The sequence below is a fragment of the Klebsiella sp. 4_1_44FAA genome (genome assembly GCF_000238715.1).
In the GTDB taxonomy this organism is placed as follows: domain Bacteria; phylum Pseudomonadota; class Gammaproteobacteria; order Enterobacterales; family Enterobacteriaceae; genus Klebsiella; species Klebsiella pneumoniae.
On sequence record NZ_JH414798.1, the window covers coordinates 762,831 to 782,868 of the forward strand.

The following is a 20,038-nucleotide window of genomic DNA, read 5'->3' on the forward strand; positions in this document are numbered from 1 at the left end:
TCGCTCCCCCTCCCGGCGTAAAGAGGAGAGGGATATGAAAACAGGCGCACGCCTTCCCCGGGGCATACGCTGGCTGGGCCTGATGGCCCTCGGCGGTGTCTCGCTGGCCGTTCAGGCCGAGGAGAAAATCGTTCTGCTGACCTCCTGGTACGCCCAGGCGGAACAGGGGGGGTATTATCAGGCTCAGGCCACCGGGCTGTACAAAAAATACGGTCTCGACGTCGAGATCCGCTCCGGCGGACCGCAGGTCAACGGCATGCAGTTGCTGTTGTCGAAGCGGGCCGATGTGATCATCGGTTACGACCTGCAGCTGCTGGAAGGCATTCAGCGCGGCTTCCAGGCAAAGGCCATTGCCGCGCCCTTTCAGTACGATCCCCAGGGGCTGCTGACCCATGCCGATGTCACCTCCCTGCAGGGGCTGAAAGACAAAACCCTGCTGGTCTCCAGCTCTGGTCAGGCGACGTGGTGGCCGTGGCTGAAGGCGCAATACCAGCTGAGCGACGCGCAGGTTCGCCCCTATACCTTCAATATTCAACCCTTTGTCGTCGATGACGCTGTCGCCCAGCAGGCCTATGTCAGCTCCGAGGTGTTCCAGGTGCAGAAGGCCGGAGTGAAGGCGAACTTCTTCCTCTTTTCCGAGCACGGCTATCCCCCCTACGGCGGCATCCTTATCGCCCGCCCGGATACCATCGCCGAGCGTAAAGCGGCGGTGGCGAAGTTTGTCCGCGCCTCAATGGAGGGCTGGGTGAGCTATCTCAAGGATCCGGCGCCGGGCAATGCGTTGATTAAGCAGGACAACCCGAAAATGACCGACGATCTGCTCGCCTGGGGCGTGACCCAGATCCGTGAGCATCACCTGATCGACGGCGGGGATGCCGCCAGCCAGGGCTGGGGGACGATGACCGACGCGCGCTGGCAGAAGACCCGCGACTTTATGGTCAGCGCCGGTCTGCTGGCGGCGGCTACCGACTGGAAACAGGCCTACACCACCGAATTTGTTCAGGCCATGCAGGTTAAACCCTGAGGAACGACGCCATGTCATTAATGATTAAAAATGCCCATGCCATCCTCAGCGGTCTGCCCGGAGAGGCGGCGCGGCTGGCCGGGCCGGATATTCGCATCCGCGACGGCAAGATTGCCGCCATCGGCAGCCTGACGCCGCTGCCGGAAGAGCGACAGATCGATGCCCGCGACTGCGTGATCTATCCGGCGTGGGTGAACACGCACCACCATCTTTTTCAGTCGCTGCTGAAGGGCGAGCCGCAGGGGCTGAACCAGAGCCTGACGGCCTGGCTGAGCGCCACGCCGTACCGCTTTCGCGCGGCTTTTGATGAACATACCTTTCGTCTGGCGGTGCGCATTGGCCTGGTGGAGCTTCTGCGCTCGGGCTGCGCCAGCGTGGCGGATCACAACTACCTGTACTGGCCGGATATGCCTTTCGATACCTCGGAGATTGTCTTCAGCGAAGGGGAAGCGCTGGGGATGCGCATCGTCCTGTGCCGGGGTGGGGCGACCCAGGGGCGGGCGGTGGAACAGGATCTGCCGGTGGCGCTGCGTCCGGAAACCTTCGACGGCTATATGGCGGATGTCGAACGGCTGGTCAGCCGCTATCACGACCCCCGGCCCGAGTCTCTGCGCCGGGTGGTGATGGCGCCCACTACCGTCCTGCACTCCGCGCCGGGCGCCCAGCTGCGGGAGATAGCGAAGCTGGCCCGCCAGCTAGGGATCCGGTTGCACAGCCATTTATCGGAAACCGTCGATTATCTCGACGCCGCGCGGCAGAAATTCGCCATGACGCCGGTGCAGTTCTGCGCGGAACACGACTGGCTGGGAAATGACGTGTGGTTTGCACATCTGGTGAAGCTGCTGCCGGAGGAGATTGCCCTGCTGGGCCGTACCGGAACCGGCATCGCCCACTGCCCGCAAAGCAACGGCCGGCTGGGCAGCGGCATCGCCGATCTGCTGGCGTTAGAGCAGGCCGGGGTCCCGGTCTCGCTGGGGGTGGACGGCGCTGCCTCGAATGAAGCGGCGGATATGCAAAGCGAAGCCCATGCCGCATGGCTGCTGCAGCGCGCGCGCAAGGGGATGCTGGCGCAGCCGCGCTACGCCGGGGGCACCTTTGAGGGTGGGGCCGATGCGGCCACGGTGGAGGATGTGGTGCGCTGGGGCAGCGCCGGCGGGGCGCAGATCCTCGGCTTAGCGCAGAGCGGCACCCTGCAGGTCGGCATGCAGGCGGACCTCGCCATTTACCGGCTGGACGATCCGCGCTACTTCGGCCTGCACGATATGGCCATTGGGCCGGTGGCCTGCGGTGGGCGCGCCGCGCTAAAGGCGCTGCTGCTCAATGGCCGCCCCATCGTGGAAGACGACGCCATTCCCGGTCTCGACCTTGACGCGATGCGCCACGACGCGCTGGCGGCCGTCCGTACCCTCCAACAGCGCGCCGCTGTTTAACTGATAACAGGATAATGACGATGAACGCAACCACCCAGAATCAACGCTATGCCTTACAGGAACTGGAAAAAGAGGCGCTGATGGGCGCCGAGGGCGAAGAGACCTTCGCCCGCGAAGTGCGCTGTATCGACCTGTCGAACTTTGCCGCAAGAAAAAATGACATTGCCGAACAACTGTGGGAGGCGGCGGTAGAGATTGGCTTCTTCCAGGTCAGCCATCACGGTATTCCGCTGGCGGATATCCGCCAGGCGTTCAGCATGACCGAGGCGTTTTTCGACCTGCCCGACGAGGTGAAGCGCCAGTATCCGCTAGCCGGCAACGCCGGCTGGGAAAGCAAAGCGCAGGTTCGGCCGTCGACCCGCACCCCGGATCAAAAAGAGTCGTATCAGATAACCCGGCCTCTGATGGCCGGGCGCTGGCCCAGCGATCGGGAGTTGCCAGCATTCCAGCAGACAATGCTCGGGTTTGAGTCGCAGTGCTGGCAGCTGGGGATGAAGATCCTCTCCTGCTTTGCTTTAAAGCTCGGTTTTCCGGAATCGTTTTTTACCACCGCGCACGATCCGCAGCGTGACACCTATCAGAGCACCTTGCGCATGCTGCATTACTATGCAACCGAGCAGTCGCAGCAGGGGATGTGGCGGGCCGGCGCGCACACCGATTTTGACTGCCTGACGCTGCTGTTCCAGCGCCCCGGCCAGGGCGGCCTGCAGGTTTGTCCCGGTAAAGACCGCGAAAGCCAGCAGTGGACCAGCATTGAGCCGCGGGAGGAGGTGATCACCTGCAATATCGGCGATATGCTGATGCGCTGGAGCGACGACCAGCTGCCGTCTAACTTCCATCGGGTGAGAAATCCGCTGCCCCATGAATATCAGGGGCCGCGCTACAGCCTGGCGTTTTTTTGCCAGGCCAATAAAGATGTCGAGATCCTCGGGCCGCAGAGGAAGTACCCGCCCATCAGCGCCGAGGATTATCTGCAGCAGCGGATCCAGGCCAATTTTGCCAAAGGGTAAGATGCTCCCTTGCGTGGTATACCTGCCGCCGGCTTTCGCTGGCCGGGCGGCAGGATCTCCGCCGCTGAGCTTTTCAGGTGGTAGGGCTTGCCGATGCGGGTGACAAAGGTATCTCTGCCGCAGCTATAAAATCGATAAAACAGCGTATTCTTGGTGACAGGTAGCGGCTGGCGGGCCACAGGACCGAGAAATGCCCATCCTTGACGCAACAGCCGGGCAACACCTCCTGCAGTTGTCCCTCATCCATTGCCTCGCGCACAACAAAATCAGGCACATAAGCGATGCCCATCCCCGCCGCGCTTAAGCGAATGGCGGCCTCAATGTTATTGACCGTCATCACGGCAGCGGCCCTGAAATCTCCCGTCAGTCGCATACCGCGCAGTTCCCAGGGCTGGATCAGCCCCGTCGCGGGGAAGCGGAAAAAAATGCACTTGTGCGCCGCCAATTCCGCTGGTGAGCCGGGAACGCCGTATTCCGCCAGATAGGCCGGACTGGCGCAGAGCACAAAACGAAAGCCTCCCAGCTTTCTGGCGATCAAGCGGGAGTCCGCTAATTCACCGCTGCGGATAGCGACATCAACTCCCTCATCGATCAGATTGACCAGCCGGTCGCTAAAGTCGAGATCCAGTTCAACCTGCGGATAAAGACGGCTAAAGGCGGTGAGGGCGGGGAGCAACAGGCGGTAGCCAATGACGGGCAGTGAAATCCTCAGTTTGCCGGTGGGCTGTGAGAGACTGCTGGTCAGCTCTGACTCGGCCTCCTGGATCTGCTCCAGGATACTCTGACAGCGGGTCAGAAATGCGGCCCCCTCCGCCGTCAGGCTGACGTTTCTGGTGCTGCGGTTGAACAGCCGGACCCCCAGTTTATGCTCCAGCCGGGCGACATTCTTACCCACCGCCGAGGCAGATATGCCCAGCAGCCTGGCGGCCTGAACAAAGCTTAGCGTTTCGGCGGTGCGGACAAAGGACGTCAGCGAGGTGAGGCTGTCCATTGATTATAAACCTTATGTCTCTTAAGAAGATATTTTCAGTCTATTTATCGGCATTAACATCCGCAATAGGATGGCGACAGTTTATTCTTTCTTGCCGACTGATGAGGGCCGCCCGATGTTACTCCCCGCCAGAACACCTTCCCGATACGCCAGCGCCCTGGGCGCGCTTTCTGTCTTTATGGCGGCCTTGCTGCTGCCGTTAAGTTTTACCGGCGGCGTCATGACCACCCCCGCGATACAGCAGTCGCTGGGCGGCTCTCCCGCTGCGCTGTCGTGGCTGACCAATGGCTTTATGCTGACTTTCGGCAGCTTTTTGCTGGCCGCAGGGGTGGCGGCGGATGCCATCGACAGAAAACGTATTTTTATCGCCGGCGCCGCGCTGTTTTGCCTGAGCAGCCTGCTGTTTTGTCTGACGCACAATCTCTTCCTGTCAGGCGTGTTGAGGGCGCTGCAGGGCCTGGCCGCGGCGATGATTTTAGCCAGCGGCAGTGCGGCGCTGGCCCAGCTGTATGATGGCGCTCAGCGGACCAGGGCATTCAGCATCCTCGGCACGGTGTTCGGTGTTGGCCTGGCGTTCGGTCCGCTGCTGATCGGCTTCATGATCGACGCGGTGGGTTGGCGCGGCGTATACGCCCTGTTTGCGCTGCTCTCGGCAGGGGTTCTGCTTATAGGCCTGGTATCTCTGCCTGCGACAGAAAAAAGCGAGCCGCGGACACCCGACAACCTGGGCTTAACCCTGTTTACGCTGGCCCTGATGCTGTTTACTGCATCGCTTATGGTCATTCCGGCCCGCGGTTTTTTATCCCTGACCACGCTGGCCTTGCTCATCGCGTCGGGGGGGCTGTTCGTGGCGTTTGTCGTACGCTGCCGGAGGGTGAACAACCCGGTGCTGGAACTCTCCCTGCTGCGTCATCCGCGTTTTGTCGGCGTACTGTTGTTGCCTGTCGCCACCTGCTGTTGCTACGTGGTCCTGCTGATTATTGTTCCACTGCATTTTATGGGCGGAGAGGGGATGAGTGAGTCGCAGAGCGCACTGTATCTGATGGCGCTGACCGCGCCGATGCTGGTTTTCCCATCCGTTGCGGCCCTGCTCACCCGCTGGTTTTCACCGGGGCAGGTGTCCACGGCGGGACTGATGATGGCCTCCATCGGGTTGTTGTTGCTGGGCGATGCTTTTCACAGTAACCACCTCCCGCAGCTGGTGCTGGCGCTGATCCTCTGTGGGGCGGGGGCGGCGCTTCCCTGGGGACTGATGGACGGCCTGGCGATATCCGCTGTGCCGGTCGCCAAAGCCGGTATGGCGGCAGGCCTGTTCAACACCGTACGCGTTGCCGGCGAGGGGATCGCCCTGGCGATAGTCTCCGCGGTATTAACGGCAAGCAATACCCTGACCCTGCAGAGTCGCGTACACGGGTATGCCCCCGAGGTGATTCACCGCGCCGCAGGCTGGCTGGGGGCCGGCAATATGCCGCAGGCGGCTGCGCTTTTGCCTGACTTTTCCCTCCGGGTGCTGCGCGAGAGCTATGACTCTGCTTATACGCTACTGTTTAGCGGGCTGGCGGTCGTCACCCTGCTGTGCGCCCTGATGATCTGGCTGACGCTATGCCGGAAGGCGGGCGCTATCCAAACCCGCAACAGTGGATCCTGAACCCCCTTGATAGCGCGGTGGCGTCACGCTTCCCGGGCTGCTCAGCGAACCGGGATTGTCATTGTTTCGCTGACGGAACTATGCTGATTAGGGCGGCCATATGCGCCGCTCCGGCAACGGAAACTGTGACTCACAGGCGGCGGTATGGCGAGTGATACGGACCGGATTTATATCGAGATCCTGGAAACGGTGCTGATGGCCACCCTGGATCCTGATTTGTGGAAATCGGCGCTGCAGAAACTGGCGTTTCTCACCGGCAGCGCCTTGATGGAGTTGTTTAACGTCAAGCCCGCCGAAAACGCAGTGGCGGAGCTGCTGGTGCGGGGCATGACGCCTTACATCTGGGCGTATCTATCGCCACGATCGGAACCCACCTTAGCGCCCTGTACCAGAAAACCCATACTCGACATCAGGCAGAGCTCCTGCTGATTCTCCGCGTAATCGACGGCGAATGGTTTCGCTCGGTCAGGAATGATGGTCGCGCAGGAAAACGGTCAGCACCTCTTTCGGCGGCACGCCGCCTCATTCGCCAATCATCCAGCCCACCGCGCCGCGGTGATAGGCGCCGTGAAAGAGCATGTGGTTCAGCATCTCCATCGCGGTCATATTGCCGTCGCCGCCGTCGACAAATTTGAAGGCGATACGTTCGTGGAAATCGGCGGGGGTCATGGCGCTGACGTACTGAATGTATTTGTCCGTACAGGCGGTCATGGCCGTTTCCAGCTCATCAACGGTTGGCGTCTCAGGGGTATTCAGCGCGGTGTAGCCGTGCGGCCTGCCGCGCAGGTTCGCCCGGAAAATCATATCAACGACATGGATATGGTTCATCAGCCTGATGGTCAGGTGACGCTTTTCGCCATGTACCGTTCCGTCAATCGCGCGGATCGCCTGTAAGGTGGCAAAGTCAATCCAGCGCTTGTATTTCAACAGCGTTACTACTGTGTCTTTGTCCATAGTCGGTCCCGGGTTGGTTGAACCGTTATCATACTGGTTATGCCGGTGAACCGTCACTCACCGGCATCAGGCACAAAAAAGCCTCGCCGAGGCGAGGCTTTTCAATAAGCAGGTGATTTAGTCAAACACACCGTTAATCACGGCGGTGACGATCGCGGTGCTCAGGGCCACCAGCACCAGATCATCGCCGACCGCCCGCCATTCATAGCCCGGATAATAGGGCAGGTCGTTAATCATAGAAGCTGGCAGGGTCTTTTTGGCGATCCCCGGAGGGAGCGGTTTGCCGCGGGCAACATTTTTGGCGATACCCGGCGGCAGCGCCTGATAGCCGACCAGACCGTAGTTCACGGCAAGGGAGCGCGCCCGTGAGAAGCTAATATCGCTGTCGACGTGGTCGGGCTTGCCGTAGTTTTTCCGTTTGCCGTGATCTTCAGTGGACTGGCCTTTATTTTGCCCTTTATTGCCATGGTCGCCACTGTTACCGTTGTTACCATGATTGCCGCTATTGCCATGGTTACCACTGTTCCCGTGATTACCACCGCCGTTGCCATTGCCATTACCCGGGTTGGCATACGCTGGCGCGGCCATGACGGCAAGAGAAATAACCGCCGCCAGTGCTGTTTTGAGAGTGCGACGCTTAAGCATGATGTTGATACCTTAAGAGGGAGTACACGCTTAAAAAATAAGATAAAGCTATACCCCAGGCAATCTCATGTTGTCTTATTTTTTTGCCCTTATTTAATTAGCGGCGGGAAAAGGGTAGCGGGACGCGGACGAGCAATTCCATTGCTGCGTTTTGACAGACGGGCGACCGCGCCCCGCTAAATATCTTGCCGGGAGGATCGCTCCCGGTCGTGGAGAAAAAATGCCCGAAGCCATTGGGCAAAAGAGTACTAAGATGTTCCGCTTCATTTATCGCGCGTCTCACAAGACGGGGCGGATAGTAAATCCTGGCGCTGCCGCGCACCATCGGTCGGTTGTTTAGAAATAAATAACCCCATCGACCGCGCTCAGGATGCGACCCAATGGCAGGCGACCCGATGGCCCGGGGCCAACTCGCGCAGCGCCGGAGGCTCTCTGCGGCAACGTTCGCTGGCCAGCGGGCAGCGGGATGAAAAGCGGCAGCCGGCGGGGGGATTGGCCGGATCCGGGATCTCGCCTTGCACCAGCGCCTGCGGTTCGCTGTGCGGGTCGAGGGTCGGCACCGCAGCCATCAGGGCGCGGGTATAGGGATGGAGGGGGCGGCTGAACAGCGCATCGCGGCTGGCGCTTTCCACCAGTTGCCCGAGATACATCACCGCCACATCGTCACATAAATGCTCCACCACCCCGAGGTCGTGGGAGATAAACAGAAACGTGACGCCGCGGTTGTCGCGCAGGTCGGAAAACAAATTGATGATCTGCGCCTGAATCGACACATCAAGGGCCGAGATGGGTTCATCGGCGACGATAAAATCCGGGTTGAGGATCAGCGCCCGGGCAATACCGATCCGCTGACGCTGGCCGCCGGAGAACTGATGCGGGAAGCGGGCATAGTGTTCCGGCGCCAGGCCGCAGATCTTCATCACGTCGATCACCCGGTCATATAGCTCATTGCGGGCGCACAGTTTGTGCTCCAGCATGGCTTCGCCAATCGCGTCGCCAATACGCAGCCGCGGGTTCAGCGAGCTATAGGGGTCCTGAAACACCAGCTGCATCCTGGGCCGGATAGCGCGCAGGGCAGGCGCGGTCAGGTCGGCCAGCTCCTGACCGTGAAATTTCACGCTGCCGGCGCTCTTCTCGTACAGGCCAAGCAGGGTCCGGCCGACGGTGGTTTTACCGCTGCCGGACTCGCCCACCAGGCCAAAAATGGTGCCCGGACGGATATTAAAGCTGACGCCGTCCACCGCGCGAAGCTCGCCGGTCTGCTGACCAAACAGGCCGTCGCGTAGCGGAAAATATTTTTTCAGTCCATCCACTTCAATGACATAGCGTTCGCTCATGCTGTCACCTCCGCAAATTCGCTATAAAAGCAGGCGGCACGTTGGCGGTCGCCGAGCAGCGGCGGAATCGCCTCCCGGCAGCGCGCCGTCGCCCGCTCGCAGCGCCCGGCAAAGGCGCAGCCCGCCGGCAGGGCGGCCAGATCCGGCACCTGGCCGGGAATTGAGTACAGCCGCCGACGCCGCTCACCGGGCACCGGTCGGGAGGCGATCAGCCCCCGCGTGTAGGGATGCTGAGGATGCCGTAGCACTTCCGCGGTGGCGCCTTGTTCCACAATTCGTCCGGCATACATCACCACCACCTGCTCGGCCATCTGCGCGATCACCCCCAGGTCGTGGGTAATCAGCATCATCGCCATCTGGCTGGCCCGGGCCCGATCCCGCAGCAGGCGTAGGATCTGCGCCTGCACGGTCACGTCGAGCGCGGTGGTGGGTTCGTCGGCGATCAGCAGTTTGGGCCGACAGCTCAGCGCCATGGCGATCATCACCCGCTGCAGCATGCCGCCGGAAAGCTGGTGAGGATAGCGGGTCATCAGGCTGTCCCCGCGCGCCAGGCCGACCTCGCTTAACAGCTGGATGGCCTGATGCCAGGCGGCTTTCGGCGTGGCGCCGAGGTGGCGGATCGGCGGTTCGCACAGCTGCTCCCCGATGGTCAACACCGGGTTGAGGGCCGACATCGGTTCCTGAAAAATCATTGCCAGCTGGTGACCGCGCAGATCGGCCATCTGTCTGGCTTTCAGCCGCAGCAGATCGCGGTCCGCGAAGCGGATCTCGCCGCCGTCGATGCGCGCCGTCTGCGGCGGCAGGAGGCCCATCAGCGCCATGGCGGTGACGCTTTTGCCGCAGCCGGATTCACCCACCACGCCAACGGTTTGCCCGGCCTGAATGGTGAAAGAGACCTCCTGCACCGCGCGCACGCGAGAGCGTTCGCCGGCGAAAGAGACGGAGAGATGATTAAAGGAGACTAACGGCGTGGTCATTTCATCCTCGGTTTCATATTGGGATCCATGGCATCGCGCAGGCCATCGCCCAGCACGTTGATGGCGATCACGGTGATAAAGATGGCGATGCCCGGCGGCATCCACAGCCAGGGGCGACGCTGGAAATCGATCAGACTGTTAGCGGCATCCATCATATTGCCCCACGACGGCGTCGGCGGCACCACGCCGAGGCCGAGATAGCTCAGCGCGGATTCACTGAGAATGGCGTTGGCGACGGCCATGGTCGCCATCACCACCAGAATCGGAATGGTATTCGGCAGCAGGTGGCCAAACAGCCGGTGACGCGCCGACAGGCCCAGCACCTGGGTGGCCAGCATAAAATCGCGTTCGCGCAGGGAGAGACATTGCCCGCGCACCAGCCGCGCCAGTCGGGGCCACTCCAGCAGGCTGAGCATCACCACCACCATATAAATGCGCGAGTCCGGCGAAAAATCGAGCTCGGAAAGCATCGCCCCGGCGACGATCAATAGCGGTAACCCAGGGATAGTCATCACCAGGTCGGCCACGCGCATGATCAGTTTGTCGGTTAACCCGCCGACGTAACCCGAGAGGGCGCCGAGCAGGTAGCCGAGGCACACCGACATCACCATGGTCAGCAGGCCGATAACCAGCGAGATGCGCCCGGCCAGCAGCAGGCGGGTGTAGACATCGCGACCGAGGAAATCGGTCCCCAGCCAGTGTTCCGCCCCGGGCGGCTGGTTGATGCTCAGGGCGTCGGTGGCATCATCACTCCACGGCGACCAGACGGGCCCCAGCACGCACCACACCGCCATCACCGCCAGCAGGAGCAGGCAGAACATGGCCAGCCGGTTACGGCGCAGCTGTCGCCACCCCCTCGGCGGCCAGGGAGAGGGGGGTAATGTGCGCCAGCGCCGGGATAGCCGCCTGCCGCTGGCGGCGACGGGAAGCTAAGTAAGACAGGATCATCATGACCTCACCCGAATACGCGGATCGGCCCAGGCGTACAGCACGTCGGCGAGCAGATTCCCGACGATCGTCAGCACCGCCAGAAACAGGGTAAACCCCATCAGTACCGGATAGTCGCGGGCGGCCAGCGAGTCGATATGAATGTGGCCCGCCCCCGGCCAGTTGAATACCTTTTCGGTAATGATCGCCCCGGAGAACAGCCCCGGCAGCTCGAAGCCCAGCAGGGTGATAATCGGCAGCAGGGCGTTGCGCAGGGCATGTTTGAGGATCACCGTGCGCTCCTGCAACCCCTTGGCGCGGGCGGTACGGATAAAATCCATTTTCACCACGTCGAGCATACTGGCGCGCACATAGCGCGTCAGGCTGCCCGCCTGCAGCATCACCAGCGCCAGCACCGGCAGCGCCAGATGGGCAGCCACCTGCAGCACATACTGCCAGCCGCTCTCGTCGCTGCCGGTATTGGTCATCCCGCCTACCGGCAGCCAGTGGAGATCGACGGCGAACCATTTAATCAGCAGCAGGCAGAGGAAAAAGGTGGGGAACGACATGGCGGCAAACACCGCGACGCTCACCAGATGATCAAACCAGGAGCCGGGTCGCAGGGCAGAAACCACGCCGACCGCCAGGCCGATGCCCCAGTAAAAGACCAGCGCGACGCTGGCCAGCAGAAAAGAGTTCCAGATGTACTGGTTGAGCAACTGGCTGACCGGGATCTGATACTGCAGCGAAAAGCCTAAATCACCGCGCAGCAACTGTCCCAGCCAGTGGAGGTAGCGGGTCAATAGCGGCTGGTCGAGGCCGTAGATCGCCTTCAGCTCCGCGGCGCGGGCAGCGGTCAGGGTGATATTGCCATCGATAAAGTCGCCGGGGGTTTTGGCAAACAGCAAAAAAATAATGAAGGAGGCCAGCAGCAGCATCGGCAGCGTTTGCAGCAGGCGCCTCAGGATGAAATTTCTCATGACGGTCTCACATCAGCCGCCGGTTAACCCGGCGGCCAGGGATTTATTTGACGATTTTTACATCCGGCAGGCTGCCGGTCAGGCCGTTGTAGATATCCGGCTTAAAGCCGCTGACGCGGGCGCTGCTGGCGGAAAGGATCTCGCGATAGCCGAGCAGGATCACCGGCGGATCGTCGGCCAGCACTTTATACAGCTGGTGGTAGATCGGCTTGCGCTGTTCGATGTCGAGCACCGCGTTGCCGGCGTTAATCAGCTTATCGACTTCCGCGTTATGGTAGCCGGACTCTTTAGCTTCGCTGCTGTAGAAATCCCATACCCCGTCGTGCGGGTCGTTAAGGGTGCTGGTGCTAAAGGAGGCCAAATCGTAATTTCCGGCTTTGCGCTGCGCCATCAGGGCGTTGAAATCCACCACCTGCGGCTTCAGCAGCACGCCAATCTGCCGCCAGTTCTCCTTGGCGATGGGGATCAGCGCATCGTTGAGCACCTTCTTGCTCACCAGCAGGGTCAGCTCCAGGCGCTGGCCGTCTTTGGCGCGGATACCGTCGGCGCCAGCTTTCCAGCCGGCCTCATCCAGCAGCTTTTTGGCCTGTGCCGGATCGTAAGGGTAAGGGTTGACGCCTTCAGCGTTAAAGGCCCAGGAGATCGGCGCGATCGGTTCGATGGCGACTTTGCCGTATCCCTGATAGACCACATCGATCAGCTTCTGCCTCTCCAGGCCGTAAATCAGCGCCTGGCGCACCCGCTTATCCTGTAGCGCCGGGCGATGCACGTTGAATTCCACCTGGCTGTAGTCGCTTGAGCCGTAAAGATTAATATTGGCGAAGCCGAGCATCTTCAGTTGCTCAATATCGTCGGGGCGCGAGGTAAAGGCGTCGTAGTCGGTCTCCCCGGTCTGGAACAGCTGGAAGTTGGTGGACGGATTGGTCACGCGATAGATAAAGCGCGGCGTTGGCGGCGTCCCACGGTAAAAATGGCTATTGGCATGGAAGCGAATTTCCTGACCGGGAATGTATTTGTCGTACACGTAAGGGCCGTTGCCCAGCGGCTTGCCGTGCAGTGAGCGCAGATAGTCGAGATTTCCCCGCTGATACCCTTTGCCGTACCAGGCTTTCGACAGTACAGGCCCGCCAATTTTGGCCAGCGTGGTGGCGCCTGGCTGCGTGGTGGTCACCTGCAGGGTGAGCGGGTCGATGACCTTCAGGCCGCTGACGCTGTCAGCTTTGCCGGCTTTGTAGTCCGCCCCGCCGGCGATATTGGCCAGGGTGATGTCGGTATCGCCATCATATTTGGGGTCGAGCAGGACCGTCAGGGTAAAGGCGACATCTTCCGCCGTCAGCGGTGAGCCGTCGCTAAAGGTGAGACCAGGGCGCAATTTGATGGTATAGACTTTGTTATCCGGGCTGACCGTCCAGCTCTCCGCCAGTCCCGGGACCAGCTTGCCCTGGCTGTCCCAGTCGATCAGGCGTGAAAAAATGACGTTAGTCACGTTCTCATCCCAGCCGTTGACGAAAAAGTAGGGGTTAAAGATCCCCTGCGGCTCGGAGATCCCGGCCACCACCGTGTCTGTGCGCAGTTTGGCGCTGGCCGGGATCTGGCTGGCGTCAGTGGCCGGGGTGATACCTTCTTTCAGGAGACCCTCAGCAAAGACAGCAGAAGAAAATGCTACCACGCCGCCGAGCAGGGCCACTTTTAGCGCCAGGGCGAAGCGGGTTTGTCTGGTTTTTAATCCTTGTTGTAATCTGGACAAAAGTGCTACCTCATCAAATGATTGCGTGGTTATTTACAATTCATGACGAAAGATAAGAGGCGCACTTCGCCCTGTCTAACACTGAAACGCTATGATTTATAACTAATTATCCTTAGCAAAGGATCGGCAATATAATCCCATTTTATGGCTATGAAGCAGTGGTTTCCGCTGTCTGATGATGGTTGGTCAGCATGCTGTCTGTGACCCAGCTTTTCAATCGCGAGGTTCTGAACAGGCGTCACACCTGCGCGGTATTCGCCGGCTGAAAGGGAACGATGATAGTGGCCCCGTACCGACCACCGTGTAGGGAGTAAGGCTCCCTGGCGGTCAGTTCCGGGCAGACGTTAACGCTCCTTCGCCGCTGGGGGAAGCAGGGAGGGTGCGGTTTCGGTTAGCGGCAACCAGAGCCGCTCGGGGTCATTAAATCCCTCTTCGACAAGGGCATAAAAGCGGCTGGCGTGGAGACCATCGACGAAGGCATGGTTAAACCGCCCGGCCACCGGGATAACGCCATTCTGCAATTTTCCCCAGGTGAGCGCGGGGACCGCCGCGCCGACGGCATATTCCGCATGGGTCATCGAGGTGAAGTGGAGCCATGGCAGACAGCTGGCGCAGATAAAATGCTCGCCATCGACGATGAGCGGCGCCGGGGATGTCTCTCTTGCCGCGACAATCTTCGGCGTGGCCGCGGCGCTGAAGGCGGTGAACTCGGGGGCATTGTCGCACCACACCTGACGGAATCCCTCTCCGACGGTCATCACCGGCGTCATTACTGCCAGACTGTCATATTCAATCACCTCATCGTTCCGCACTCGCTGGCGTAGCTGCGGTACCCCGTTGGCCGCGCGCAGCAGGGCATAGAGCGCGAGCTGAAAAAACGAGACCCGACGGTCCTTCGCACATTCGTACAGGCGCTGCGCCGCTATCGGCACGCAGAGATTAAAGCTGGGGTTGGCGAATTGGCGGTAAAAAGTGAAATGGTCCCGGCGGGGCCAGGATGCGGTGTCGATAATCCGGTAATGTGCCATGGATGCCTCCTGAATACTGGCGTTCTGCTGACTATGCGACGATTTCGATCAGGTTGCCATCGGGATCGGCGATCACCGCCTCATAATAGCCGTCGCCGGTGGTGCGCGGCGGCGAAATCAGTATTCCGGCGGCCCCGGCGCGTTGGGCGATGGCATCGACCTGTTCCGCCCCGCCCACCGAGAGGGCCAGATGCGCCCAGCCGGTATGGTTATTATCCGCGCTGGCCTGCTGCAGGCCAGGCTTGGTCATCAGCTCTATCACCACCTCATCGTCGATAGTAACAAAATAGGAGGCAAAGCCGGGGTTGGTCTGGCTAAGGTATTTTTCATTGATGCTGGCGGCAAAGAAGTCCACCCAGAAGCGGGCCTGGACGTCGAGCTGTTGGGTCCACAGGGCGAAATGGGCAATTTTCATGGTAAACCTCCGGGCAGAAACGTTGACAACCAGAGCAGGGCAGACGATCATGCTTGCTACTGCTCGGTTTTGATCATTTAAGGATTGTGTTATGCTCGATTATGCTGCTTTCCCTCAACAGCGACAAGCGCTGATTTGCCAGATCCTGCAGGAAAACGGCAGAGTGGTGTGCGCGGAGCTGGCGGCGCGTCTTCAGGTGTCGGAGCATACCATCCGCCGCGATCTGCATGAGCTCAGCCGCGAGGGATTCTGTAAAAAGGTGTATGGCGGGGCGGTGCTGAGTCTGCCGGAAGCGGGGGATTACAGTCAGCGGAAAGATAAAAACCGCGCGATAAAGCTAAGGATCGCGCAACAGTGTGCCCGGCTGGTGAAGCCCGGCGGCACTATTTTCATTGATACCGGGACCACCAATCTGGCGATGGCCGAGGCGCTGCCCACCGAGCTGGCGCTGACGGTGGTAACGAACTCGCCGGAGATCGCCGCGGTACTGGTGAAAAAACCGCTGTATGACGTGGTGATGCTTGGCGGCCAGGTACAGCGCGCGAGCGGCGGTTGCGTCGGCGCCGCGGCGGTGGCTCAGGTGCAGGGCATGTTATTCGACCAGGGGTTTATCGGCGGCTGCGCGATGGCGCCAGAGTCGGGCCTGACCGGCTTTGACTATGCCGACTGCGAGTTCAAGAAAGCGGTCATTAAACAGTGCAGCGAAATTATTGTTGGTCTGACTTCGGATAAAATTCCGGCAGCAGCGCGGTTTGTGGTGGCCGCCAGCAGCGATATCGATGTGCTGGTGGTGGAAGAGAATATCAGTCGCGAATATCGCGTTGCCTTTCAGCAGCACGATATTCGCATCTATACCGTGTAACCCGCTAGCGGGTGAGGGAGGTGGCGATAAGCCGCAGGCCCAGCGCCCCCAGCACCGTCGCGGTGGCGATGTCGATCCGCCGCTTCAGCCGCAGGTAGACGCGGCGCGGGCGGTCGGCAGACAGCACCAGCGCCACCAGCGAATACCAGCTTACGTCGATCAGAAAGCTCATCAGCGGCACGATGTAATAGAAGGCGGTGGGGATCTGCGCCGGCAGCAGGGCGGTAAAAATTGAGGCGAACACCAGCGCCGTTTTGGGATTGCTGAGCTGAGTATACAGCCCGTCGCGGAAGGTCTTCAGCAAAGAGCGGTTGCCGGCCATCCCGCTGGCGGAAAAGTCCATCGGCTGCGCCGACCCGCGAAAAATTTTATAGCCCAGCCACAGCAGATAGAGCCCGCCCGCCACCTTCAAACCAATAAACAGCTCCGGCACCGCGGTGAGCACCTTCTGCAGGCCCAGCATCGCCATAATGGAGAAAATGGCCGCACCGGCGCCGGTACCGAGGGCGGTAACCATACCGTGCAGACGCGAGCGAGCGACGGCATTGCGCGCGACAAAGATAAAGCTTGGGCCGGGACTGATCACGCCCATGATCAGCACCGCGGCAATGGCCATCAGGCTGGATAGGAACATAGCGACTCCTGTTATGTCCGCCGCAGGCAGGCGGTCGGTAACGTGTGGACGGTTGGAGCAGACAGAGTAGCAAACTGGTTCAGGAAAGCACGTCAAAAAGGTGTGTGTTAGACGGGGAGAAGCAGGCGTTGGCGGGGCGCGTTTTCTGCGCAACTGTTTGAATAACGATTCCCATTCTTGTCATCGATGGTAAACTGAATAACTGTGATCTTTGTCATACCGTAATAACTACAGAGAAGAGACACTGCTATGCAACATATCATTGAGGGCTTCCTCAACTTTCAGAAAGAGATCTTCCCCCAGCGTAAAGAACTCTTCCGCAGCCTGGCCTCCAGCCAGAATCCCAAAGCGCTTTTCATCTCCTGTTCTGACAGCCGTCTGGTGCCGGAACTGGTTACCCAGCAGGAGCCGGGACAGCTCTTTGTCATTCGTAATGCCGGGAATATCGTGCCGTCTTTCGGGCCGGAGCCGGGCGGCGTTTCCGCGACCATCGAATATGCCGTGGTTGCGCTGGGCGTGACGGATATCGTGATCTGCGGCCATTCCAACTGCGGCGCGATGAAAGCGATCGCCACCTGTCAGTGCCTTGAGCCGATGCCTGCGGTGTCTCACTGGCTACGCTATGCCGATGCCGCGAAAGCGGTGGTGGAAAAGAAAACCTGGGCTAGCGAAACCGATAAGGTCAACGGCATGGTGCAGGAAAACGTTATCGCCCAACTGAATAACATCAAGACCCATCCTTCGGTGGCGGTTGGTCTGCGCGACCATACCCTGCGCCTGCATGGCTGGTTCTACGACATCGAAACCGGCGATATTCAGGCGCTGGATAAAAATACGAAATCCTTTGTTTCGCTGTCGGAAAATCCGGACGTCTTTTTCGAATAAAGTCTTTCCAGGGCACGGAGGCCCTGCAAACCCTCACCACGCCACGCAAATTTTGCCAAAATGGGCGCCGCTTTGCAGACAGCGGAAGGCCTCCGACTGATTCGCGGCGACAGACCTCTCCGCTTTACGCCGACAAGCCGCAGATAATCCAGCCAATCGGGTATTTATTGCTATCAGGCTCTTTTTGTGCTGAGAGTCAGTATTGTCCGGGATCCGGCGAATGCCGCATGGACCTGCCGGGAAATGTCAGGCAGGGGGAAAAACTAAAGCGCCGTCCAGGCGGCGCTTTAGGAAACGTTTAGGGGCAAGGGTTTATTTGCTCAGTTCAGCCGTCATATGAACACGGTTGTTAAACTGGGCGCTGGTAATTTTATAGGATGCACCCTGTTCTGCGGCCTGGGCGGCAATTTTAGCTTCCGCGCGGTCCAGCGTGGAGGCAGTGGCGCTGACGCTCTGAGCAAAGCTGGCAGCAGAGAACAGAGACAGCGCAGAAACAGCAACGAAAGTTTTGATGAAATTCATGGTGTATTCCTTAATTTGGTGTCTGATAAAGGGCCTGTTGCCCTGATGTGATAAAGAATACGCTTGATTGCTGGGGCTTAAAATCAAAACAATTTTCGAAACTCTTTCAAATAATATGAATGATTTTCCGCCGGTCGTGAGGCTGCGCGCGGCGGCAGGGTTGCATTAGCTGCTGTGGTCAGGCATCGGAGGTCGGCAGACAGGCGACTAAAAGAGAGCCTGTCGGTCATGAAATGATGAAAATGGCTATGACTGACCAGGCGGAAATTCACTTTAATCCTTTCCAGGCCGTTATAGACCCGCTTGCGATTAATCCCCAGCGTAGCGGCCATTTGATGAACCGACTGACCCTTCATGGTGGCATCAATCATCCGCATCTCCAGGCGGTTGAGCGGGGCTCGTTGACGGAAAGAAACGCTCTGACGTTGGTGACGCGGCACGAGTGGCCAGCGGCGCTCGGCCAGGCAGCGCAGAAGGCGGCTCACTTCACGTACCGCTTCGCGCTGGCTGACCCACAGTAGGGTATCCGCGAAAAAGGGGCGTCCGCGCCTTACGTTGCCGGCTGACGTAAAGCCAATGACCAGGCCCTGAAAGTGCTGAGCGATTTCAGCGGCAGCCAGGTAATCATGATAGTTTTCCAGTGACAAAATAATCACATCCAGCCCGGACAGTTCTGGAAGATGGCTGAGGGGCAGGGAGTGAATAACCTTTAATTCGGGCGCTGTTTTCTGAATATCCCGAAAACACTGGGCGATACCGATATTAAAATAAATATTATTGCTGTGAATTAAAATGTTCAACGAATAAACCCTGTTGCTGGCGATGTAAACGGCGCGGGGAGGGGATTAGCTGCGTACCAGAAGCTTATTCATATCAGCAGGCGAAGTGTTTATATAATTCATCATCCCCGGCGGTTTGTATGAATAAATTTCGGCTACGTAAACGTTATTAATATAATACCCCGCGCACTTAACGCGGATGATTAACGCGCTCTCCACGCCAGCCTGGTGTAAGCGAGACTTTAAGCTCTGAATAACCTGCCATAGGCGCTGCGCGGAAGGGCGGAGATTATTTTTTTCCCAAACGTTAATCATTAACTCTTCATCGCTGACCAGACGTTCTCTGCCGTGCGCCAGCAGGTACTCCAGTAAACAGGCCATGGTGCTGCGTAGCTGGACTTGCGTCCGTGTCCCGCGCAGCGTGATAATTTCCCGATGATGTAGGCAGTAGAAAATATTATCCGCTAACTTATAGCCAAGTAGTTTATAGCCTTTAGTCATCCACAACTCCCTGACAAATCCTCTTCTTGCCGGTGCAGAGTACCTGCCCGCTGCTGACTGACCAAGTGAATTTTATCAGTTAGAATAATCAAAACAAATAACCACATAGCCATACATAACTAGAATAAAAATCTGATAATATCGCTTGATTCTGTTGTATTATGCGGTATAGGAAAAGTCTTAATCAGGCGGCTGGCGAAGGTAAGCGCTTGAAAATATAGGTGGCATCGAAAAATAAATGCACTTAAATTGATTTGGATCAATTTAAGCTATTTCAGAGGGCGATGACCATTTACATTCTAAAACAAAGATTGAAATAACTTCCGTTACGCGGTGATACGCTAATTCTGAACTTGTGGAACTACCTAGGGAATGGTTCATTTTTTTAGGAGCGTTTTTATGGTCATTACAACTCGTAAGCCTCTGTGCAACAAACGCTGGTCGGCCAGCCCGGCCTCCCAGGATCTTCAGTTGACTCAGCTACGTCACCCGTGGGTCGCCACCAAAGCTAGGGAAGGTGCGAATAAGCAGGTCATTTCTTCCCAAGCTGACTCGCTGATTAAAATTTCGCGGATCTGGGCCGATTTTTTTCCCGCAAACACATCGAATCAGCCTATTTAGGCTATTTTTTTCCACCATTTCTGGCGTTATTTCCGGTTTTTACTGAGATCTCTCCCACTGACGTATCATTTGGTCCACCCGAAACAGGTTGGCCAGGGTGAATAACATCGCCAGTTGGTTA

At 58.9% G+C, this 20,038-nt stretch carries 21 protein-coding genes and 3 pseudogenes; 8 read left to right on the forward strand and 16 right to left on the reverse strand.

Going from position 1 to position 20,038, the window contains the following annotated elements; all coding sequences use genetic code 11:
- The first annotated feature begins 34 nt into the window (after window positions 1-34).
- The 3 genes from HMPREF1024_RS22010 to HMPREF1024_RS22000 are packed head-to-tail and all read left to right on the forward strand — an operon-like array spanning window position 35 to window position 3,464.
- Window positions 35-1,024: an ABC transporter substrate-binding protein gene (locus tag HMPREF1024_RS22010; protein ID WP_009307687.1), complete on the forward strand. Its 990-nt coding sequence runs from the start codon at window positions 35-37 to the stop codon at window positions 1,022-1,024.
- An 11-nt stretch (window positions 1,025-1,035) separates the two neighbouring features.
- Window positions 1,036-2,454: an amidohydrolase family protein gene (locus HMPREF1024_RS22005; RefSeq protein WP_004175806.1), complete on the forward strand. Its 1,419-nt coding sequence runs from the start codon at window positions 1,036-1,038 to the stop codon at window positions 2,452-2,454.
- A 20-nt stretch (window positions 2,455-2,474) separates the two neighbouring features.
- The gene (locus HMPREF1024_RS22000) at window positions 2,475-3,464 is read left to right on the forward strand and encodes an isopenicillin N synthase family oxygenase (RefSeq protein WP_004175808.1); all 990 of its coding nucleotides are present in this window, start codon (window positions 2,475-2,477) and stop codon (window positions 3,462-3,464) included.
- Window positions 3,465-3,537: 73 nt separating this feature from the next.
- On the opposite strand, the gene HMPREF1024_RS21995 is transcribed toward HMPREF1024_RS22000, so the two are convergent.
- Entirely contained in the window at window positions 3,538-4,455 is a 918-nt protein-coding gene (locus tag HMPREF1024_RS21995; RefSeq protein ID WP_009307688.1) for a LysR family transcriptional regulator, read from the reverse strand.
- A gap of 115 nt (window positions 4,456-4,570) precedes the next feature.
- On the opposite strand from HMPREF1024_RS21995, the gene HMPREF1024_RS21990 reads away from it, so the two are divergent.
- Together HMPREF1024_RS21990 and HMPREF1024_RS21985 are read left to right on the forward strand one after the other, a co-directional pair.
- Entirely contained in the window at window positions 4,571-6,103 is a 1,533-nt protein-coding gene (locus tag HMPREF1024_RS21990) for an MFS transporter (protein WP_009307689.1), read from the forward strand.
- Window positions 6,104-6,247: 144 nt separating this feature from the next.
- Window positions 6,248-6,532 carry a hypothetical protein gene (locus HMPREF1024_RS21985; protein WP_004180186.1) on the forward strand — a complete coding sequence of 95 codons (285 nt, stop codon included), beginning with the start codon at window positions 6,248-6,250 and terminating at the stop codon, window positions 6,530-6,532.
- A 93-nt stretch (window positions 6,533-6,625) separates the two neighbouring features.
- On the opposite strand, the gene HMPREF1024_RS21980 is transcribed toward HMPREF1024_RS21985, so the two are convergent.
- From HMPREF1024_RS21980 to HMPREF1024_RS21940, 9 genes and pseudogenes are all read right to left on the reverse strand, one after another.
- Entirely contained in the window at window positions 6,626-7,057 is a 432-nt protein-coding gene (locus HMPREF1024_RS21980; RefSeq protein ID WP_009307690.1) for a DinB family protein, read from the reverse strand.
- A gap of 117 nt (window positions 7,058-7,174) precedes the next feature.
- Window positions 7,175-7,702 carry an anti-virulence regulator CigR family protein gene (locus tag HMPREF1024_RS21975; protein ID WP_002907918.1) on the reverse strand — a complete coding sequence of 176 codons (528 nt, stop codon included), beginning with the start codon at window positions 7,700-7,702 and terminating at the stop codon, window positions 7,175-7,177.
- Window positions 7,703-8,067: 365 nt separating this feature from the next.
- Entirely contained in the window at window positions 8,068-9,039 is a 972-nt protein-coding gene (locus HMPREF1024_RS21970; RefSeq protein WP_009307691.1) for an ABC transporter ATP-binding protein, read from the reverse strand.
- On the reverse strand, window positions 9,036-10,016 hold the full coding sequence (locus HMPREF1024_RS21965) for an ABC transporter ATP-binding protein (RefSeq protein ID WP_004151192.1): 981 nt from the start codon (window positions 10,014-10,016) through the stop codon (window positions 9,036-9,038). Before HMPREF1024_RS21965 ends, HMPREF1024_RS21970 begins: the two co-directional genes overlap by 4 nt.
- Window positions 10,013-10,967: pseudogene (gene opp4C / locus HMPREF1024_RS21960) on the reverse strand (oligopeptide ABC transporter permease). The gene HMPREF1024_RS21965 and the pseudogene opp4C overlap by 4 nt, the downstream one beginning before the upstream one ends.
- On the reverse strand, window positions 10,964-11,923 hold the full coding sequence (locus HMPREF1024_RS21955; protein ID WP_004175825.1) for an ABC transporter permease: 960 nt from the start codon (window positions 11,921-11,923) through the stop codon (window positions 10,964-10,966). Before HMPREF1024_RS21955 ends, opp4C begins: the two are co-directional and overlap by 4 nt.
- A gap of 43 nt (window positions 11,924-11,966) precedes the next feature.
- Window positions 11,967-13,670 carry an ABC transporter substrate-binding protein gene (locus tag HMPREF1024_RS21950; RefSeq protein WP_009307694.1) on the reverse strand — a complete coding sequence of 568 codons (1,704 nt, stop codon included), beginning with the start codon at window positions 13,668-13,670 and terminating at the stop codon, window positions 11,967-11,969.
- Window positions 13,671-14,014: 344 nt separating this feature from the next.
- Complete coding sequence (locus HMPREF1024_RS21945) at window positions 14,015-14,698, reverse strand: CatA-like O-acetyltransferase, family 1 (protein ID WP_004175829.1); 684 nt, start codon at window positions 14,696-14,698, stop codon at window positions 14,015-14,017.
- 31 nt (window positions 14,699-14,729) lie between these two features.
- Window positions 14,730-15,113, reverse strand: a complete 384-nt coding sequence (locus HMPREF1024_RS21940; RefSeq protein ID WP_004175834.1) for a glyoxalase/bleomycin resistance/extradiol dioxygenase family protein — start codon at window positions 15,111-15,113, stop codon at window positions 14,730-14,732.
- A gap of 91 nt (window positions 15,114-15,204) precedes the next feature.
- Between HMPREF1024_RS21940 and HMPREF1024_RS21935 the strand changes: the two genes are divergently transcribed.
- Window positions 15,205-15,975 (forward strand): DeoR/GlpR family DNA-binding transcription regulator, encoded by a 771-nt coding sequence (locus HMPREF1024_RS21935; protein ID WP_009307695.1) that lies wholly within the window; start codon window positions 15,205-15,207, stop codon window positions 15,973-15,975.
- A 4-nt stretch (window positions 15,976-15,979) separates the two neighbouring features.
- Here the strand turns inward: HMPREF1024_RS21935 and HMPREF1024_RS21930 are convergent, their stop codons facing one another.
- On the reverse strand, window positions 15,980-16,609 hold the full coding sequence (locus HMPREF1024_RS21930; protein WP_002907812.1) for a LysE family translocator: 630 nt from the start codon (window positions 16,607-16,609) through the stop codon (window positions 15,980-15,982).
- Window positions 16,610-16,858: 249 nt separating this feature from the next.
- On the opposite strand from HMPREF1024_RS21930, the gene HMPREF1024_RS21925 reads away from it, so the two are divergent.
- Window positions 16,859-17,494, forward strand: a complete 636-nt coding sequence (locus HMPREF1024_RS21925) for a carbonic anhydrase (protein ID WP_002907811.1) — start codon at window positions 16,859-16,861, stop codon at window positions 17,492-17,494.
- 312 nt (window positions 17,495-17,806) lie between these two features.
- On the opposite strand, the gene HMPREF1024_RS21920 is transcribed toward HMPREF1024_RS21925, so the two are convergent.
- From HMPREF1024_RS21920 to HMPREF1024_RS21910, 3 genes are all read right to left on the reverse strand, one after another.
- Window positions 17,807-18,016, reverse strand: a complete 210-nt coding sequence (locus tag HMPREF1024_RS21920) for a YdgH/BhsA/McbA-like domain containing protein (RefSeq protein WP_004210114.1) — start codon at window positions 18,014-18,016, stop codon at window positions 17,807-17,809.
- Window positions 18,017-18,099: 83 nt separating this feature from the next.
- Window positions 18,100-18,816 (reverse strand): hypothetical protein, encoded by a 717-nt coding sequence (locus tag HMPREF1024_RS21915; RefSeq protein WP_009307696.1) that lies wholly within the window; start codon window positions 18,814-18,816, stop codon window positions 18,100-18,102.
- Between the two features lie 45 nt (window positions 18,817-18,861).
- Window positions 18,862-19,296, reverse strand: coding sequence for a winged helix-turn-helix domain-containing protein (locus HMPREF1024_RS21910; RefSeq protein WP_004143863.1), 435 nt, complete (start codon window positions 19,294-19,296; stop codon window positions 18,862-18,864).
- 399 nt (window positions 19,297-19,695) lie between these two features.
- Here HMPREF1024_RS21910 and HMPREF1024_RS31090 point away from each other — a divergent pair.
- Window positions 19,696-19,806, forward strand: a pseudogene (locus HMPREF1024_RS31090) (hypothetical protein); the annotation flags it as partial.
- Here the strand turns inward: HMPREF1024_RS31090 and HMPREF1024_RS32020 are convergent.
- Window positions 19,777-19,975, reverse strand: a pseudogene (locus tag HMPREF1024_RS32020) (hypothetical protein). The pseudogenes HMPREF1024_RS31090 and HMPREF1024_RS32020 overlap by 30 nt on opposite strands.
- Window positions 19,957-20,038, reverse strand: an 82-nt coding sequence (locus HMPREF1024_RS31645) for a hypothetical protein (protein WP_009307698.1), incomplete at its 5' end; no start/stop codon positions are given. The gene HMPREF1024_RS31645 and the pseudogene HMPREF1024_RS32020, both read right to left, overlap by 19 nt.

Coding starts and splice junctions, on each gene's coding strand:
- HMPREF1024_RS22010 (WP_009307687.1), top strand. CDS start 35: ATGAAAACAGGCGCACGCCTTCCCCGGGGCATACGCTGGCTGGGCCTG.
- HMPREF1024_RS22005 (WP_004175806.1), top strand. CDS start 1,036: ATGTCATTAATGATTAAAAATGCCCATGCCATCCTCAGCGGTCTGCCC.
- HMPREF1024_RS22000 (WP_004175808.1), top strand. CDS start 2,475: ATGAACGCAACCACCCAGAATCAACGCTATGCCTTACAGGAACTGGAA.
- HMPREF1024_RS21995 (WP_009307688.1), bottom strand. CDS start 4,455: ATGGACAGCCTCACCTCGCTGACGTCCTTTGTCCGCACCGCCGAAACG.
- HMPREF1024_RS21990 (WP_009307689.1), top strand. CDS start 4,571: ATGTTACTCCCCGCCAGAACACCTTCCCGATACGCCAGCGCCCTGGGC.
- HMPREF1024_RS21985 (WP_004180186.1), top strand. CDS start 6,248: ATGGCGAGTGATACGGACCGGATTTATATCGAGATCCTGGAAACGGTG.
- HMPREF1024_RS21980 (WP_009307690.1), bottom strand. CDS start 7,057: ATGGACAAAGACACAGTAGTAACGCTGTTGAAATACAAGCGCTGGATT.
- HMPREF1024_RS21975 (WP_002907918.1), bottom strand. CDS start 7,702: ATGCTTAAGCGTCGCACTCTCAAAACAGCACTGGCGGCGGTTATTTCT.
- HMPREF1024_RS21970 (WP_009307691.1), bottom strand. CDS start 9,039: ATGAGCGAACGCTATGTCATTGAAGTGGATGGACTGAAAAAATATTTT.
- HMPREF1024_RS21965 (WP_004151192.1), bottom strand. CDS start 10,016: ATGACCACGCCGTTAGTCTCCTTTAATCATCTCTCCGTCTCTTTCGCC.
- HMPREF1024_RS21955 (WP_004175825.1), bottom strand. CDS start 11,923: ATGAGAAATTTCATCCTGAGGCGCCTGCTGCAAACGCTGCCGATGCTG.
- HMPREF1024_RS21945 (WP_004175829.1), bottom strand. CDS start 14,698: ATGGCACATTACCGGATTATCGACACCGCATCCTGGCCCCGCCGGGAC.
- HMPREF1024_RS21940 (WP_004175834.1), bottom strand. CDS start 15,113: ATGAAAATTGCCCATTTCGCCCTGTGGACCCAACAGCTCGACGTCCAG.
- HMPREF1024_RS21935 (WP_009307695.1), top strand. CDS start 15,205: ATGCTCGATTATGCTGCTTTCCCTCAACAGCGACAAGCGCTGATTTGC.
- HMPREF1024_RS21930 (WP_002907812.1), bottom strand. CDS start 16,609: ATGTTCCTATCCAGCCTGATGGCCATTGCCGCGGTGCTGATCATGGGC.
- HMPREF1024_RS21925 (WP_002907811.1), top strand. CDS start 16,859: ATGCAACATATCATTGAGGGCTTCCTCAACTTTCAGAAAGAGATCTTC.
- HMPREF1024_RS21920 (WP_004210114.1), bottom strand. CDS start 18,016: ATGAATTTCATCAAAACTTTCGTTGCTGTTTCTGCGCTGTCTCTGTTC.
- HMPREF1024_RS21910 (WP_004143863.1), bottom strand. CDS start 19,296: ATGACTAAAGGCTATAAACTACTTGGCTATAAGTTAGCGGATAATATT.